Source organism: Acetobacter sp. DsW_54 (assembly GCF_002153575.1).
GTDB lineage: Bacteria > Pseudomonadota > Alphaproteobacteria > Acetobacterales > Acetobacteraceae > Acetobacter > Acetobacter fabarum.
Map to the genome: position 1 here is coordinate 27,117 of NZ_JOPD01000009.1, position 17,308 is coordinate 44,424.

The following is a 17,308-nucleotide window of genomic DNA, read 5'->3' on the forward strand; positions in this document are numbered from 1 at the left end:
TGGGTCAATAAGTCTCTCCAAGTCATTCAGCTACTACCGGGGGTATATGCCGCCCTGCCCACCGGAGCGGGAGGACGAACTGAGGCGACGCAGGGCGTTCCCATCCGATGGCACGGCGCCCGATGTGGTGTCCACCTCCATTTCTGACCCGTTGACCACCCGCCCCGTCAGAATCATTTTGCTGGCGAGGTTGAGCGCATGCACATACTGGCCCACGCCCCCATCTTCCAGCGCGCGCCCCGTGGCCGACAGCCGCAGGCCCGGCGCAATATAGGAGAGCATGATGGGGTCCCCCTTGTGCATGACAATCGTCCGCCGCAGGTCCCGCTCCAGCACGGGTTCGTCCACCATAACGCTGTGCAGGAGGGTCATGCCCGCAACATCCGCATCCGCCGTATAGGCCTTGGAGCCACTCCGCCCCGTGTAGGAGTCGTCCACCCGCACGTCTGCTGCGGCCAGCACCGTACCGGCCGAGAGCGCATGGGTGTAAACCAGCACACGCTGCGCCGCATGGACCACCCCGGTCAGCAAAAACGAATCCTGCGTAATATCGCCCAGCGGGTGAGTGCGGTACACGGTGGCGGAAAAACGGCCACTCTTCTGGTCCCAGTCCAGATCGGACATGACAACAGGTTTGGGGTCATCCGCCGCAACGGTCATGGGGTGAAAATCCCCCAGCTCAACCGTTACAGGGCCTTCGCCCAGATCAGGCAGATTCTGCTTGATCATATGGATAAAAAAATCACGGTCCAGCACACGGCCAGCGCGTGTAACGGTGGTCTGCGCCGTTGCGGACTGGTCCATCCAGTCCACGCCATACTGGTCGGCTATGGCCAGAAGCTGCCGCCCGCCCACAACAAAACTGCTGCCCGGCAGGGGGGCTGGCCCAAGAACACGGTCCTGCCCGGGCTCGAGGTCCATGAACAGGTCCGACAGCCGCACCGTATCCGATGTAACCGTGGTTGCCGTGCGCAGGGTTGCGGCAAGGCAGGCTGCGGGCGGCAGAACCGCAAAAACCGCAGCCAGCAGCGGCAGTATGGCTGCCCGCAGGGACATGTTATTTCAGATTCGTAAGTGTCTGAAGCATTTCATCAGAAGCGGTGATGACCTTACTGTTCATTTCATACGCACGCTGCGCAGTAATGAGGTCGGTAATTTCGGTCACGACGTTCACGGCCGATTCTTCCACAAAGCCCTGCCGGATGTCCCCAAAGCCCGTGCTCTGCGGTGTGCCCGTAATGGGGTCACCCGAAGAGGTGGTGGAGGTAAACAGGTTCTGCCCCATGGCGGCCAGACCGTTTTCGTTCTGGAAGGTGACGAGCTGAATCTGCCCGGCAACCTGCGCCGTGGTCTGCCCGGACAGGGTGTACTGCACCTGCCCGCTCTGATCGACGGTAATGTTTTCAGCGTTGTTTGGCAGCGAAATATCGGGGCTGAGCGGGTAGCCGTCTGCCGTTACGATCGTCCCGTCGTTGGAGAGGGAGAACGTGCCGTCGCGCGTATAGGCGTATTCGCCCGATGGCAGGGTAACGCGGAAGTAGCCGCGCCCTTCAATGGCCATATCCAGCGCATTGCCGGTCTGCTCCAGAGTGCCCTGCTCGTTAATACGGTAAATGCCTGCGGTACGCACGCCCAGACCAACCTGCGCGCCGGATGGCACAAGGTCACCCGTATCCGAGCTCATGGTCCCCGCGCGGCGCAGATCCTGGTAGATAAGATCCTGGAACTCCGCCCGACGCCGCTTGTAGCCAGTGGTCGTCATGTTGGCGATGTTGTGGGAAATTGTCTCGACGTTCGTCGTCTGGGCCTGCATGCCCGTACCGGCGATATCAAGGGAACGCATCATAGGATGACAAGCCTCCGGGTGTGCCTTGCACCACGCTCACCCCAGCAACAGCACGATGATGGGAGCATGGGCGGGAACTTACATGGCCATACGCACAGCCGCTAGCTGCCACACCATGTATTGCCAGCAAGAGGTAAGACGACAGCATGGCCATTGCAAGAGGTTTTGTCTGGCCAATTCCTTACCACTTATACATTAAGCCACGTTTTGTTGTATATGCCACACATCCTCTGTTGCTGTATTATGGTCAATCCAATAGATTTCCTGCACGGAAAACCATATTATGCCCCGCATGATTCGGGGCCTGCCGTGCGTAAGCAGCCCAAACCACCCAAATCACCCGCCGGAGTCAGAAGCCATGGACAACACGACCTACATCGCCTTGTCCCGCATCAATGCGCTAACGCATGACCTTGAAGTCACGTCCAACAATCTGGCCAACGCCAATACAACGGGCTTCAAGTCCTCCCGCGAGCTGTTTTCGGATTATATCGTCAAGCAAAAAGACATTCACGGCATCCCCGGTGAACGCACGGAAGCTTACACGCAGGACCGCGCCACCTATCAGGACCACGGGCAGGGCCAGTTGCGCCAGACCGGCAACCCCACCGATTTTGCCATTAACGGGGAAGGGTTTTTTGCCGTGCAGACCACGCAGGGCGTGCGGCTGACGCGCAACGGCCAGTTCCAGCGCCGCTCTGACGGGACGATTGTGGATATTAACGGCAACCCGATCCTCAACCGTTTCCAGCGCCCCATTGTTATCCCGCGTGAGGACGATGTTCTCTCCGTTGCCTCCGACGGGACAATCTCCACGCAGGATGGGGCCATTGGCACGCTGGACCTGATGACGGTGGACAACCTGAACACCCTCCAGCCCGAGGGCAGCTACCTGCTCAAGCCCACCACCCGCACGCGGGTTCTGCCCCACAAGGAAATCCGGCAGGGCATGCTGGAAAGCAGCAATGTCAACGCCATTACGGAAACCACCCGCATGGTGGAAATCCAGCGCGATTACGACCTGAACTTCCAGCTTGTGCAGACCGAATCCACCCGCCGGACCAACGCGATCGACAAGATCACGCAGGATTCCAGCAGCTAGGCAGCTGCCTGACGGGGTGTTTTGCGCAGCGCGTTAACCTTCTAAAAACCATTGCGCCGTAAGACTTCTTTAACTGCTGCCAAATGGCTGCTATTCGTGACCAGATTTTTAAAAACGCCGTGATGGACGGACGAGGAACACAATGGATCTAGGATCAGCTCTATCAATAGCCTCCAGCGGGCTGAACGGGATTGAATACCAGTACTCCGTCGTTTCCCAGAACGTCGCCAACTCCAGCACCACCGGCTATGCCTCCGAATCGGCCAGCGTGACCTCGGCCGTTGCGGGCAATCAGGGTACGGGCGTGCGCATTGGCAAAACGGTGGTCAATGTCAGCCCCTTCCTGCAATCTTCGCTGTACACGCAGAATGCCAAGGTTTCGGCCCTGACATCCTCCTCCAATTCGCTGGCAGCGGTAGAATCCGTTCAGGGCTCCACCTCCGCCACATCGGGCGATACCCAGACCCTGTCGGACGAGCTGGGCAATGTGCAGAGCGCCCTCACCTCCCTGACCTCCACCCCGCTGGACAGTTCGGCACAGACTGCGGTCATTACGGCCGCCACATCCCTGACCGACACGATCCACACGCTGGCATCCACCTACACCCAGCAGCGGCAGACGGCGGAAAACACCATTGTTTCCACCGTGTCCACCATCAACCAGAACCTCACCCAGATCGGTCAGCTTTCCAAGCAGATCATGGGTTTGCAGGCCGTTGGGTCCGACACGTCCAGCCTGGAAAACAGCCGTCTTGAGGTCATGAACGACCTCTCCTCCGAACTGGGGGTAAAGTTCACCGAAACGTCCAAGGGCGATATGATCGTCACGACCGAGGATGGCACCCAGCTGCCAACCCGCCCGGACCAGATCGGCCTGAGCAACAACACCCAGACCCTGCCCAGCAATACCTGGCCGCTCTCGGCAACCAACGGTGGCACAGCCAGCACCACCATTACCGATTCCATGTATTACAAGGCGGGTGACCCGGCCAATTCCCCCATTGCGGGCATTACGGTTGCGGATGGCACGACCAACACCTCCACCACGGATATTACGTCCCACCTGACCAGTGGCACGCTGGGTGCCAACATTACCCTGCGCGACACGACCTACCCCACCATGCAGGCGCAGCTTGATTCGTTCTCCGCAACGCTGATCAACCGCTTCAACAACGCGGGTATGTCCCTGTTCACCAACGGTACGAATACCGCGCAGTCCTACGACACGACCAAAACCACGCCTGACGGTATTGTTGGCCTGTCCTCCGCCATCAGCGTGAGCGACAGCTACTCCACCACCCCATCCCAGCTTGCCCCGGATGGCAGCATCAGCACCATTACCAAAGTGCTGAGCACCACCTTCGGCACCTCCAGCGATGATGTGGACGATGGCGGTACGCTCTCTGCCCCCACCACGGGCCTGGGGCCAAGCGGGACACTCCAGACCGGATATAGCGGCACGCAGGGGCTGGTTGCCCTTGCCACCTCCCTGACCTCCGCTCAGGGCGCGGTCATTGGCACGGCCAGCACCAACCTGACCTACGCAACCGCCGTGCAGACCACCATCAATACCAAGGTGACCAACGTATCGGGCGTGAACGTGAATAACGAAATGTCCAAGATCGTGGCGCTGCAAAATGCCTATACGGCCAATGCCAAGATCATTTCTTCCGTCCAGACCATGTTCAGCGCTCTTCTTAACGCCATCAACTAAGCCTTGAGAGAGGGAGATACTTTATTATGAGCACTTCTATCGGGCAGTATGGCGCGAGCGCTGCAAACCTTGTTCTTTCTTCCGCTGTGCAGGAACTCACCAACGCCCAGACCACTCTGGCGTGGCAGACCTCCAGCAACGGCATTACGGCAGAAACCTTTGCCGGTCTGGGCTCTTCGCGCTCCAATGTTTTTGAGCTGACGCCAAAGATCACGCAGGTTAAAGCCTGGCAGACCAACATTACCAATGCCCAGAACAGCCTGACCGTTACGGCCAGCGCACTCAAGCAGATTGTCTCGCTCGCCCAGAGCATGGCCACAAACCTGCTGAGCATTGGCGGGTCCAGCTCCACCTCCACGGTCAACTCTGTCTCGACCGAGGCAACAAGCAGCCTCAGCCAGCTGGCAACCATCCTGAACACCTCCAATGGTACGGGCTATGTTTTTGCCGGGCAGTCCGCGACTGAAGCGCCGGTCAAGGACCCGTCCAGCGTTGCCAGCGGCACCACCAGCACTCAGGTTGCAGATACGCTCAGCCTTCTGGCATCGGGGTCGAGCATGGACTCTGTCCTGCAACAGGCCACCTCGCTGATCAATGCGGACAGCTCCATTTTTTCGAGCACCATTTCCAGCGCCACCAGTGCCACGGATTCGCTCAGCCAGGCCAAAAGCCAGCAGACCAGCATTGTTACGGGGGACAGCACCTCCAGCAGCTACGGGGTTGTGGCCACACAGGGCAACACAAGCGATGTAAGCAGCACCTCCACCGGGTCGCCCATCAAGGACCTGATGCGGGACATGATGCTGGTTTCGGGCATGCAGGGCATGTCCTCCACCAGTGCTGGCTATTCCGACATGATCACCCAGCTCCATACCTCGCTGGTGAACACGACCAACCAGCTGATCAGCATGGAAACAGCCGTAGGGGCACAGCAGAACGCCCTGACCGCACGCTCCACCCTGCTGACCAACACGACAACAGCGCTGCAAACCCAGCTCGACAACGCCCGTACGACCGATATCGGGCAGGTGGCCATCCAGTCCGCCAACGTGCAGACCAGCCTGAAGGCGTCGTTCATGCTGATCGCGGACATGAAGGACATGTCGCTGGCCAACTACCTCTAAACCGCCAGCGCAGCTTTTACACATATCCGCAGCAGCCTGATGGTCCGCACCATCAGGCTGTTTTTTTATGCTTGCAGGGCATAAAAAGCGGACAGGAAAACCGAGGTTTTAAGCTGGGTCTTATACGCGGCCACCAGTTGGGGGGCGCACACCACCACCATAACCTCAAGCAGCTCCCCCACACCGCGCACCCGGCTTTGCGCCTGCGCCAGCAAAAACTGGTCCAGCCCGCCCCGCCCCACGCAGCACAGGCAGTGCCCGCCATGGGTAGCCCCCCCTTCCGGCCCGGACCATTCCAGCACACACCGCCACCCCTGAATTTGCGCAGGTGTAGGGGCTATACCGGCAAACACCACACCACCTTTGCCCCGCCATGCCAGCCCCTGTGGGGCGTCCTCCAGCACAAAAAGCGGCATGCGCCCGCCGCGCATTTGCGGTGGGGCACGCATGGCGGTGGACAGGGTAGCCTCTGTCTGGAATAAGGATGTGGCTTTGGCCCGTTCCTGCGGCTGAGGCGTATCCTCCCCACTATTCCGGTCTTGTGCTGTCATGTCTTCTCGTCTGCCGCTTCTTGATGCCCTGCGTGAACAGGTTCTGCTCTGTGATGGAGGGATGGGGTCCCGCATCCAGATGCTCGACCTTGATGTGCAACGTGATTACTGGGGACAGGAAAACTGCACCGAAGTCCTGACCCTGTCACGCCCTGAACTGATCCGCGAAATCCACCGCGGGTATTTTGAGGCCGGGGCCGACATGGTGGAGACCAACACGTTTGGTGCCTCCCCCATTACACTGGGCGAGTTCGGGCTGACAGACCGCACGCGTGAGATTAACCGCGCCTCCGCCATTCTGGCGCGTGAGGCCGCGGACAGCTTTGCCGATGGCCGCCACCGTTACGTGCTTGGCTCCATGGGGCCGGGCACCAAGCTGCCCTCCCTTGGCAATATTGATTACGACACCCTGGAAGCCGCCCTTGCCGAACAGACCCGTGGCCTGATTGAAGGCGGGGTTGATGCGGTGCTGATTGAAACCTGCCAGGACACGCTCCAGATCAAGGCAGCCGTCAATGGCGTCAAGATCGCGCGGGCCGAAGCGGGCGTCAAACTCCCCATTTTTGTGCAGGTTACGGTAGAAACCACCGGCACCTTGCTGGTTGGGCCAGACATTGCCGCCGCCGCCACGGTCATTAACGCGCTGGATGTGGACCTGATCGGCCTGAACTGCGCCACCGGCCCGCAGGAAATGGCCGAACATGTGCGCTGGCTGGCCGAAAACTGGCCCCGCCTGATTTCCGTCCTGCCCAATGCGGGCCTGCCCGAACTGGTGGACGGCAAAACACACTACCCGCTCAGCCCCGAAGACATGGCCACATGGGTCGAACGCTTTGTGCACGAAGACGGCATTAACATGACCGGCGGGTGCTGTGGCACCTCCACCCCACACATTGCAGCGCTGGACGCCATGCTGCGCCGCCGGGCAGAAGCCACGGGCCGCCACCGCCCGGCCCCTGTTGCCCGTACGGCCGTGTGGGTACCCTCCGTTGCCAGCCTGTACTCGCAGGTGCCCCTGCGGCAGGAAAACGCCTATTTTTCCATCGGCGAGCGCTGCAACGCCAACGGTTCCAAAAAATGGCGCGAACTCCAGGAAGCGCATGACTGGGATGGCTGCGTAACCGTAGGCCGCGAACAGCTGCGCGAAGGCTCCAACGCGCTGGATGTCTGCACCGCCTTTGTCGGCCGCAACGAACGCGAGGAAATGGATGAGGTGATCAAGCGCTTCACCTCCTCGGTCAACGCGCCACTGGTCATTGACTCGACCGAAACCCCGGTAATCGAGGCAGCCCTCAAGCTGCATGGTGGCAAGCCGATCATCAACTCCATCAACTTCGAAGATGGGGAAGGACCGGCCGCCGACCGTATGGCGCTGGCGCGCAAGTTTGGTGCAGCCGTTGTCGCCCTGACCATTGATGAAGTGGGCATGGCCCGCAAACCCGAGGACAAGCTGCGCATTGCCAGCCGTCTGGTGGAGTTTGCCTGCAACAAATACGGCCTGCCCCAGTCCGATCTGATGATCGACCCGCTCACCTTTACCATCGCCACCGGTGCGGAGGACGACCGCAAGCTCGGCCAGTGGACGCTGGAGGGTATTCGCATGATCCGCGAGGCCTTCCCCGATATCCAGATCGTGCTGGGCCTGTCCAACATCTCCTTCGGGCTTAACCCGGCGGCCCGCGCGGTGCTGAACTCGGTTTACCTTGATCTCGCGGTCAAGGCGGGCATGACGGCGGCTATTGTGCATGTCTCCAAAATCCGCCCGCTGCACCTGATCGCCCCGGAGGAAGTCAAGGTTGCCGAAGACCTGATCTTTGACCGCCGGACCGAGGACTACGACCCCCTGCAGGCCCTGCTGGCCATGTTCGCGGACCGCAAGGCCTCCGAGGCGGTCAAGCGCAAACAGGCCGAAACCGCCGAAGAACGCTTAAAGGACCGCATTGTGGATGGCGACCGCAAGGGGCTGGAAGCCGACCTTGCTGAAGCCATGCAGACCATGGCCCCGCTGGACATCATCAACACCGTGCTGCTCGATGGCATGAAGGTGGTGGGCGAACTGTTTGGCGCGGGTAAAATGCAGCTCCCCTTCGTGCTTCAGTCCGCTGAAACCATGAAGGCCGCCGTGGCATGGCTTGAACCGCACATGGAACGTGCCGAAGGCCAGCAGCGTGGCACCATTGTTCTGGCCACCGTCAAAGGCGATGTGCACGACATTGGCAAAAACCTTGTGGACATCATCCTGACCAACAACGGCTACCGTGTGGTCAACCTTGGCATCAAGGTGCCTGTGGCCGACATGATCGACGCCGCCCGCAAGGAAAAAGCGGACGCTATTGGCATGTCCGGCCTGCTGGTGAAGTCCACCGTGATCATGCGCGAAAATCTGGAAGAAATCGCCCGCGCGGGGCTGGATACCCCCGTGCTGCTCGGCGGGGCGGCCCTGACCCGCAACTACGTGGAAGAGGACTGCGTGGCCGCTTACGGCGCCACCGGCCGCGTAGCCTATGCGCGTGATGCGTTTGATGGCCTGACCCTGATGGACCAGATCGCCCAGAGCGGGTTTGACGGGTATCTGGCCGCCATTCAGAAACGGCGTGAGGGCAAGGCCACCCGCAAAAACGCCCGTTCGCCAGAAGTGGCGGAAACACGCGGCTACGGCCCGGTGGACAAGGCCGAGGTTGCTACCCGCCGTGCACGCCTGACGGCGGATGAACCCCGCCTGACGCCCCCCTTCTGGGGTGCCAAGGTGTTGCAGGCCACCCCCGAGGCCGTTCTGCCCTTCCTGAACGAGCGCGCCCTTTACCAGTTCCAGTGGGGCTTCCGTAAACAGGGGCGTTCTTTAGACGAGTTTCTGGTCTGGGCACGGCAGGAGCTGCGCCCCATTCTGCAACGCATGCTCAAGCTGGCAGCGGATGAGCAGATTCTCAAACCACAGGCCTGCTATGGCTACTGGAAAGCCGCGGGCGATGGGAACGACCTTGTTCTGTTTGAACCCGATGGCACAACCGAGGCCGCCCGCTTTGCCCTGCCCCGCCAGCCCCGCGCGGATGGGGAATGCATTGCCGACTTTGTGCGTGACATAAACGACCCCGAGCGTGATGTGGTGGGCCTGCAGGTTGTGACCGTAGGGCAGAAAGCCTCCGACATTGCCCGCGACTGGTTTGAGGAAAACCGCTACCAGGACTACCTCTACCTGCACGGCCTTTCGGTGGAGATGGCAGAAGCCATGGCCGAATACACGCACAAGCGTATCCGCGCCGAACTGGGCTTTGCCGCCGAAGACCCGCGGAACATGGAAGACCTGCTCCAGCAGGGCTATCGTGGCTCGCGCTACTCGTTCGGCTACCCGGCCTGCCCCCGACTGGAAGAGCAGAGCAGCATCCTTAACCTGCTGGACGCCGGGCGTATTGGCGTTTCCCTGACCGATGGGGACCAGCTCCACCCCGAGCAGTCCACCTCTGCTCTGGTGGTGCTGAATAAACACGCCAAATATTTCACGATCTGATCAGCCGGGCATTGACCAGTTGGGATGGTGCAGCGCATCATCCCATAATGGTCTATTCCCGCCCGCATCTGCCGCCTCCGCTTACCCAGGAACGCAAGGACCTGTACATGCAGGTGGGGCTACACGCGACCGGGTGCACAACTGCCTTTATTGCTGCCAGACGCGCAGACCTTGTGCGTGAGAGTGCCCTGTTCCTGCAAACCCTGAGCCATATGTGGGTGCTGGACGGAGTGGATGAGGCCGATGTCTGGACCGAACTCCTGCGCCGGGTGGAAGTGTCTGAGCTGCTGCACAAGCTCAACCAGCCCCCCCACCGTAAAAAGAAAAACGGCAGCCCCAGCAGGCCATGGCGCGTTACCACAAGCAAGCTGCCATAGGCGGCGCGGGCTTTATGCGTTTTTCCCTCTTTCCCCCACCCCACTGGGGGCTGTAAGCCTGCGCTCATGGCAGCCATAGATGCACTATCCCTGATCATTGTGGCCCTTTCCACCCTGCATGGGATGTGGCGGGGGGTTACGCAGCTTGCCCTGGGCCTGCTGAGCTGGGCTTTGGCATTTGTGCTGGCTTTTCGCTTCCATACTGTGCCCACGCCCTGGCTGGCGCGGTTCATTCACTCCCCCATAGGGCTGCAACTGGCCAGCTTTGCGCTGGTGCTGCTGTTTTTTCTGGTGGCAGGTTACCTGCTGGCCGCCGCCATTGTGCGGCTGGTGCGCGCCACCCCGCTGGATGGGCTGGACCGCACGCTGGGTGGGCTGTTCGGGCTTGCGCGGGGTGTGTGCGTGGTTGTGCTGCTGTTCATGGCCGGGCAATGGCTTTTGCAGCCCGAGGACATGGAAGCCATAGAGGCCAACGGGCGGCTGACCCCTTATATTCGCTCCGCGACAACCTATATCCAACCTTATCTGGCTGAATTTGACGCAAAAGGGGTTGCGCCAAAGCGTTCAACAGGTCATGACGCCACCTTGTAATCCCCATACGGCCAGTACCAGCCATTTGCGGAGGCCCTGCGCGCTTATGCACCCCCACTCCACGCCGTCCGTTTCCCTCCCCGATCCTGTCCGTGCGGACGAGGACCACCTGCAAGAGGAATGTGCCGTCTTTGGCATATGGAACGCCAAGGACGCAGCAACCCTGACAACCCTTGGACTGCACGCCCTCCAGCACCGTGGGCAGGAAGCAGCCGGCATTGTCTCCTTCGATCCGGCTCATCACCGCTTCAATTCCCACCGTGGATTGGGCCTTGTGGGCGATGTGTTCAGTGATTCGCGCGTTATGGCCACACTGGCTGGCACACGCGCCATTGGCCATAACCGTTACGCCACAACAGGGGCTACCCTGCTGCGCAACGTGCAGCCCCTGTTTGCCGAATTCGCCTTTGGCGGTCTGGCGGTGGCCCATAACGGCAACCTGACCAACGCTGACACCCTGCGCCGCGAGCTGATCCGCCGTGGCTGCCTGTTCCAGTCCACCACGGATACGGAAGTGTTCGTGCACCTGATTGCCATCTCGCTTTACGCCACGGTGGAAGACAGGCTGATTGACGCGCTCAAGCGGGTCACTGGTGCATACTCCCTTGTTGTTCTTTCGCAGGATGCGCTGATCGGCGTGCGTGACCCCATGGGTGTGCGCCCGCTGGTGCTGGGCAAGCTACCCGGCGAAGGCAGCAAGGACGGCGCATGGGTTCTGGCATCCGAAACCTGCGGGCTGGACATTATTGGCGCGGAATTTGTACGCGACGTGGAACCGGGCGAGCTGATTGTCATCAATGATGACGGTATTCGCTCCCTGCGCCCGTTCGGGGACACGCAACCCCATTTCTGCGTGTTTGAATACATCTACTTTGCGCGCCCGGACTCCGTGCTTGAAGGCCTGCCGGTCTATAACGTGCGCAAGGAAATCGGGCGTGAACTGGCGCAGGAAAGCGGGGTTGAGGCCGATGTGGTCGTGCCCGTACCCGACTCCGGCGTGCCTTCCGCCATTGGCTATGCGGAGGCCAGCGGCATTCCGTTCGAGCTGGGCATCATCCGCAACCACTATGTGGGCCGCACCTTTATTGAACCCACCGACCAGATCCGGCATCTGGGCGTGAAAATGAAGCACTCGCCCAACCGCCCGATTCTGGACGGCAAGCGCGTTGTGCTGGTGGACGACTCCATTGTGCGCGGCACCACATCCCGCAAGATCGTGGACATGGTGCGTGCGGCCGGGGCACGGGAAGTGCATATGCGCATTTCCTCCCCCCCCACCAAGCATTCCTGCTTCTACGGGATCGACACGCCAGAACGCAGCAAGCTGCTGGCCGCCCAGAACGACCTGCAGAAAATGGCTGAACTGATTGGTGTGGACAGTCTGGCCTTTATCTCGCTCGATGGGCTGTACCGCGCCATGGGGCATGAAAGCCGCAAGGCCAGCCGCTCCACCTACTGCGATGCCTGCTTTACCGGCGAATACCCCATTGCGCTGGTTGACCATGATGCGGAATTTGGCCCCGACTCAGCCTGAGCCACGGCCTGCCGCCCTGTTATGAAAAACCCCGCCAGAGGCACGCTCTGGCGGGGTTTTTGTTAGGCAGTGCGCGCAGGCTGTGCCCCTTAGCGGTACACCATACCCCCATCAATCAGGATCGACTGGCCGGTTACGTAATCGGAATCGGGGCCAGCAAACCAGGACACAAGACCGGCCACATCATCCGGTGTTTCGGCCCGGCCAAGGGCTATGCCGTCCACGAACTTCTTGTACGTCTCACCCACAGGAGCACCGGTCAGCTTGGCGAATTCCTTGTCGATTTCCACCCACATATCCGTCCCCACCACACCGGGGCAGTAGGCGTTTACGTTAATGCCATGGCAGGCATATTCCTTGGCCGCAGCCTGCGTAAGCCCGCGCACCGCAAACTTGGTGGAGGAGTAAACGCCCAGCATGGCGTACCCTTCGTGCCCGGCAATGGAACAGGCGTTAATAATTTTGCCGCGGCTTTTGCGCGCAATAAACTTGGCCGCAGCAAGCTGGATGCCCCACAGAGTGCCTTCCACGTTAATGCGGTAAATGCGCTGGATTTCCTCAGGCGTTACATCCGCCAGCGGCTTGATCTGGGCAATGCCTGCGTTGTTGACCATAATATCAAAACTGCCCAGCGTAGTCTCGGCATGGTCAATCGCTGCCGCTACCTGCGCGCGGTCGCCAATATCGGCAATAAAGCTGGTGGCCTTGCGGCCCAGTGCCTCGATTTCCTTAACCACACCTGCCAGACGATCCTCGCGGATGTCCACCAGGGCTATGTCCGCACCGTCCTTGGCCAACCGTAGGGCTATGCCACGGCCAATGCCTTGCCCGCCGCCGGTAACCAGCGCCACTTTTCCTGTAATGTCCGCCATGAGAACCTCTCGCATGTGATGAGAAACGAGGCGAGCGTAGTGCAATCACAAAAAAAAGCCATCACCAAAAAAACAGCCCCCGCACGGCACATGCGGGGGCTGGCATAAAACACCAGACAGGGGCCGGAGCACCCCTTATTTGCGGTGCCCCTGCGCGGAGGAGGGAGCAGACTGGGCTGCATCCTGCGCCGCAGCGGCGGCCGTGGCATTGGGGGCATCGGGCGGGAGCAGGCGGATCTGCCCGGCTGCCACATCCGCCAGTTGGCCCAGAAGCTGACTAAGGCCCTGCACCATGCTCATGGTGCTGCCACCGGCAGGGCCACTCAGGCTAATGCGCTGGAGCGTGCCCTGCCCGTAAGGTGCCCCCGCCGCCGCAGGCTGGACCGAGAGCATGGCATCCAGCTCCACATGACCAGACGGCCCGGTGGAAAAGCGGCTGACCGAAAGCTCCACATAAACCTGCGGGTCCGCAGCAGCGGCATCGTTTTCCACAAACACGCCCGTACCGGGCAGGCGCTGGGCCAGATCCCCCGCCAGTGCATGGCCGATCTGGCTGGCAAGGGAATCGCTCCACGCATCGGTGCTGGAAACGCTCAGCCTATAACCGCTATCGGCCGTAACAATGCGGTCACGGTCCAGGCCGGAGGCAATGCTGGGCAGGCGCACCTCCACAAAGCGCGGGCCACCAGCCTGTGCCTGCCCCGGCACAACTGCCAGCGTGTAAAGCGAGGCCCCACCGCTGGCACAGCCTGCAAGGGTAAACGCCATAAGCCCCAACGAGGCCCCGCCGACCAGAACGTTGCGGCGGCAAAGACCAGCCCCAGCCAGTCCGTAAGGTTTAACGCGAGCCATGATCTTATCGTCCCGATATGAGCGCAGAGGGGTGGTTGGTCAGGAAGTCGGACAAAAAGCGCAGGGAGCGCGCGGTTTGTCCAAGCTGGATAACCATGGCCTGAAGGCTGCGCTTGAAGTCGCTGTTGCCCCCATAGCTGGCCAGCAGGCGGTTGGCGTTGTGGAGCATCTGGTCCAGTTGCTCGGCCATGGCAGGCAGGCGCTGGCTAAGAGGTGCCAGACCTTTTTGCAGGTCCTGCGTTAAAGCCTGAAAATGCTGCATGGACACACGCAGGCTGGCCAGAGACTGCTTAACATCCGGGCTGGTCAGCGTTTCGTCCGCATGGGCCAGCAGGTTGTTGGCGTTGGTGCCAATCTGCTCAAACGGCATAGCCGCCAGACGGTCGGTTACGGTGGAAAGCGATTCCATAATCCCGCTCATCCCCCCCGGCTGACCGGGGATAACAAGCGTTGTGCCCTCCATGCTGGTAGTGCCCTTGCCTGCGTTCTTGACAAAGTTGAGCGAGATCAGCCCTTCCCCCGTCAGCAGGCTTGCGCTGTCGGTGGAGGCCCGCAGGCCGTTGGCCACCAGTGTCCGCAGCATGGCCGTAACCTCCTCGTGCGAGAGTTCCTTGGAGGTCATCACCCGTTCGGGCTGGATTTCCATGCCAATACGCACGCGCGGGTGGCCGGGGGTGGAGGTCATGTCCAGTTTAACACTGGTCACGTTGCCCACCTGAATCCCAAACATGCTGACCACAGCCCCCGGAGCCAGCCCCTTGACGGAGGAGGTCAGGTACGTGGCAACGGGAACACGCTCATGGTACCCGGCGTTCTGGGCATCTTCCTCGCTCTCATAGAGCTTGAACACGGTATTGGCCTCAGCCATGGGCAGGTCACGCTGGAGTTTGCCCTCCTCCAGCGGGGGCAGGCCAAACGCCACCCCACCGGAGAACAGCGCCTGAAGGGACTGCAACTGAACCTTGAGCCCACCGGCCCCAAAGCCCACCTTAACGCCCGAGACGTTCCAGAACCGTGTGCTCCCATTGAGGTAATGGTCGTAGGGTTCCTTGACAAAAATCTGGATCAGCACCGGCCCGCGCCCACCGGGCGGCATGGTGTAGCCCAGCACTTCCCCCACATCCACATCGCGGAAAAAGACAGGAGCCCCCTGCCCGATTGAACCAATATTGTTGGCCACCAGCGTATAGGTCTGGCCCGGCTGGTCCGAGCGCATGCCCGGTGGGGCTTCAAGCCCTTCAAACTGGTCCATGTGCTGGCCGGAATTATGCCCGCTTTCATCCAGCCCGGGGTCAAAGGCTATGTACGCACCAGACATCAGCGTTTCCAGCCCGGTAATACTGGCCCCGTTAATGCGGGGGCGCACAACCCAGAACCGTGCCTTGTCGGTCAGCATGTCATTGGTGCCCTTGTTCATGCGAATAAGCACACGAACATGGCGCAGGTCGGGGGTGAGGGAGATGTTCTGCACCGTTCCCAGCACCACGGACTTGTTCTTGACCTGTGTCTGCCCACTGGTCAGGCCATCGGCGGTATCAAAGATAACGGAAATTTCCGGCCCGTTATCCATAAAGCTACGCCAGACCAGAAAGCCCGCGATCAGTACCGAAATAATGGGAATAACCCAGATAATGGAAAACCGGATCCTGCGCACCAGCGCATCCTGATTGTCACTTTCACCATGTTTTGGAGAATTGTGCCTGTCGTTCACGCCCTGTCCGGCTCCATATTGTTCAAATACGCGGCAGTTGTCTGCGGCGCGGGGGCGGGTGTTGCCCGCCCGGCAAGGCCGCAATCGGAGGATGTCTCATTGTCGCCCACCACGTCCCACATAACGCGGGGGTCAAACGCATGCACCGCAAAAATGGTCAGCACCACCACGGCGGCAAAGCAGACCATGCCCCCATTGGCGGTAATGCTGGCCATGCTGTTAAAGCGGACCATGGCCACCAGAATGGAAACCATGAACACGTCAATCATGGACCACCGGCCAATAATGTCGATCACCCGGTAAAGCTTGGTCCGTGCCACCAGCCAGCGCTCCGAGCGCCGCCATGTGGTAAAGAGCATGAACAGCAGACCAAAAATCTTGAGCACGGGCACGGTTACACTCGCAAACAGCACCAGCAGCGAGAGCGGGATCATCCCGTCCTGCCATAGCTCCACCGCCCCGGCTATAATGGTATGCCCCGTGCCCCCACCCAGGCGGATGACGGTCATGACCGGGTAGATATTGGCTGGCAGGTAAAACACCACGGCAGAAATAAGCAGTGCCAGCGCGCGCATACGGCCATTGGACTTGCGGCGGCGCACCACATGGCCACAGCGGGGGCAAAAGCCCAGAGCCTCGGTTGTGGGCATGGCCTCATCAAACGCCAGCACAGCCCCGCAGGACAGGCACGATGCCATGTGCGAAGGCGGCGGTAGAGGGGTGTGGCGCGCCACACTCTCGCATGTCAGGCGGACGCGCCTGTTATCCATGCGGCGCAGGCTGTGGTCTGTCTGCCTGCGTTCCCAGATCAGCTCCGTATCCAGCGTGGCATCCGTAGCGGACATGGTCAGCATCAGGCCCGAGACCAGAAACACCGCAGCCCCGATCTGCACATAAGCCAGATCGGACAGTTTGGTGTACGCCACGAACACGCCCAGAATATACACCTCCACCATGGACCACGGGCGCAGGCGTTCGTACCATTTGAGCAGATGCGGCACCCAGAAGGGCAGCCGGGGCTGCAACGCCCCCACCAGAATGGACAGCATCATGCCAATAACCAGACCGGGCACAATAATGGTGGCAATGGCCACCAGCACGCCAACCTCGCCCCAACCTTCATGCAGCAGTTCAATCGGGCCGGTCAGGATATTGACCGTGCGCTGGCGGCCGTACAGGTCCAGCATCATCAGGGTTGAGGCCAGCATGGCAAGGTAGAGCGCAGCCGAGCTGATGCAAAAGGCCAGTGGCGTTGCTATGGGGGATGTGCGGTTACGCCGGTCCAGCAACTGGTTACACCGGCAGCAGCGCGCCTGTGTACCGGGGTTAAGCTCTGGCAGAATCTGGTAATGTCCGCAGCACGGACACTCCACCACCCCGCGCAAAAGCCGGACGTGCCGTTCCTCATCAACCGGGACATCCCGGCCGGGGAACAGAGCCTCCCGCAGCAGGGCCATGACTTGCGTTGCGTTCATCACTTCTGTTCTTAATACCAACCGCCCCCCCTGTAACTGAAAAAACCGTATGGC

The 17,308-nt window shown here is 60.6% G+C and carries 14 protein-coding genes; 7 read left to right on the forward strand and 7 right to left on the reverse strand.

Annotated elements, in window-relative coordinates; all coding sequences use genetic code 11:
• Positions 1-33: 33 nt before the first annotated feature.
• Positions 34-1,056, reverse strand: a complete 1,023-nt coding sequence (gene flgA, locus HK20_RS05540) for a flagellar basal body P-ring formation chaperone FlgA (protein ID WP_086646095.1) — start codon at positions 1,054-1,056, stop codon at positions 34-36.
• Between the two features lies 1 nt (position 1,057).
• Positions 1,058-1,843, reverse strand: a complete 786-nt coding sequence (gene flgG, locus HK20_RS05545) for a flagellar basal-body rod protein FlgG (RefSeq protein ID WP_179290142.1) — start codon at positions 1,841-1,843, stop codon at positions 1,058-1,060.
• A 361-nt stretch (positions 1,844-2,204) separates the two neighbouring features.
• On the opposite strand from flgG, the gene flgF reads away from it, so the two are divergent.
• The 3 genes from flgF to HK20_RS05560 all read left to right on the forward strand — a co-directional run bounded on the left by flgF (position 2,205) and on the right by HK20_RS05560 (position 5,786).
• Entirely contained in the window at positions 2,205-2,948 is a 744-nt protein-coding gene (gene flgF / locus HK20_RS05550) for a flagellar basal-body rod protein FlgF (protein ID WP_086646177.1), read from the forward strand.
• 142 nt (positions 2,949-3,090) lie between these two features.
• Positions 3,091-4,662 (forward strand): flagellar hook-associated protein FlgK, encoded by a 1,572-nt coding sequence (gene flgK / locus HK20_RS05555; RefSeq protein WP_086646097.1) that lies wholly within the window; start codon positions 3,091-3,093, stop codon positions 4,660-4,662.
• A 26-nt stretch (positions 4,663-4,688) separates the two neighbouring features.
• The gene (locus HK20_RS05560) at positions 4,689-5,786 is read left to right on the forward strand and encodes a flagellin (RefSeq protein WP_086646098.1); all 1,098 of its coding nucleotides are present in this window, start codon (positions 4,689-4,691) and stop codon (positions 5,784-5,786) included.
• Between the two features lie 65 nt (positions 5,787-5,851).
• On the opposite strand, the gene HK20_RS05565 is transcribed toward HK20_RS05560, so the two are convergent.
• Positions 5,852-6,337, reverse strand: coding sequence for a hypothetical protein (locus HK20_RS05565; protein WP_086646099.1), 486 nt, complete (start codon positions 6,335-6,337; stop codon positions 5,852-5,854).
• Here HK20_RS05565 and metH point away from each other — a divergent pair.
• From metH to purF, 4 genes are all read left to right on the forward strand, one after another.
• Positions 6,336-9,842, forward strand: coding sequence for a methionine synthase (gene metH / locus HK20_RS05570; RefSeq protein ID WP_086646100.1), 3,507 nt, complete (start codon positions 6,336-6,338; stop codon positions 9,840-9,842). The genes HK20_RS05565 and metH overlap by 2 nt on opposite strands.
• A 47-nt stretch (positions 9,843-9,889) precedes the next feature.
• Complete coding sequence (locus tag HK20_RS05575) at positions 9,890-10,219, forward strand: phosphoribosyl-ATP pyrophosphatase (protein ID WP_233129093.1); 330 nt, start codon at positions 9,890-9,892, stop codon at positions 10,217-10,219.
• 66 nt (positions 10,220-10,285) lie between these two features.
• Complete coding sequence (locus tag HK20_RS05580; protein WP_086646101.1) at positions 10,286-10,810, forward strand: CvpA family protein; 525 nt, start codon at positions 10,286-10,288, stop codon at positions 10,808-10,810.
• Between the two features lie 46 nt (positions 10,811-10,856).
• Positions 10,857-12,344 (forward strand): amidophosphoribosyltransferase, encoded by a 1,488-nt coding sequence (purF, locus tag HK20_RS05585; RefSeq protein WP_086646102.1) that lies wholly within the window; start codon positions 10,857-10,859, stop codon positions 12,342-12,344.
• Between the two features lie 89 nt (positions 12,345-12,433).
• On the opposite strand, the gene HK20_RS05590 is transcribed toward purF, so the two are convergent.
• The 4 genes from HK20_RS05590 to HK20_RS05605 all read right to left on the reverse strand — a co-directional run bounded on the left by HK20_RS05590 (position 12,434) and on the right by HK20_RS05605 (position 17,254).
• A complete protein-coding gene (locus HK20_RS05590) occupies positions 12,434-13,216 on the reverse strand; it encodes an acetoin reductase (protein WP_086646179.1) in 783 nt (260 codons plus the stop codon).
• 135 nt (positions 13,217-13,351) lie between these two features.
• Positions 13,352-14,068, reverse strand: coding sequence for a membrane integrity-associated transporter subunit PqiC (locus HK20_RS05595; protein ID WP_086646103.1), 717 nt, complete (start codon positions 14,066-14,068; stop codon positions 13,352-13,354).
• Positions 14,069-14,072: 4 nt separating this feature from the next.
• On the reverse strand, positions 14,073-15,779 hold the full coding sequence (locus HK20_RS05600) for an intermembrane transport protein PqiB (RefSeq protein ID WP_086646104.1): 1,707 nt from the start codon (positions 15,777-15,779) through the stop codon (positions 14,073-14,075).
• A complete protein-coding gene (locus HK20_RS05605; protein WP_086646105.1) occupies positions 15,776-17,254 on the reverse strand; it encodes a paraquat-inducible protein A in 1,479 nt (492 codons plus the stop codon). The genes HK20_RS05600 and HK20_RS05605 overlap by 4 nt, the downstream gene beginning before the upstream one ends.
• Positions 17,255-17,308: the final 54 nt, after the last annotated feature.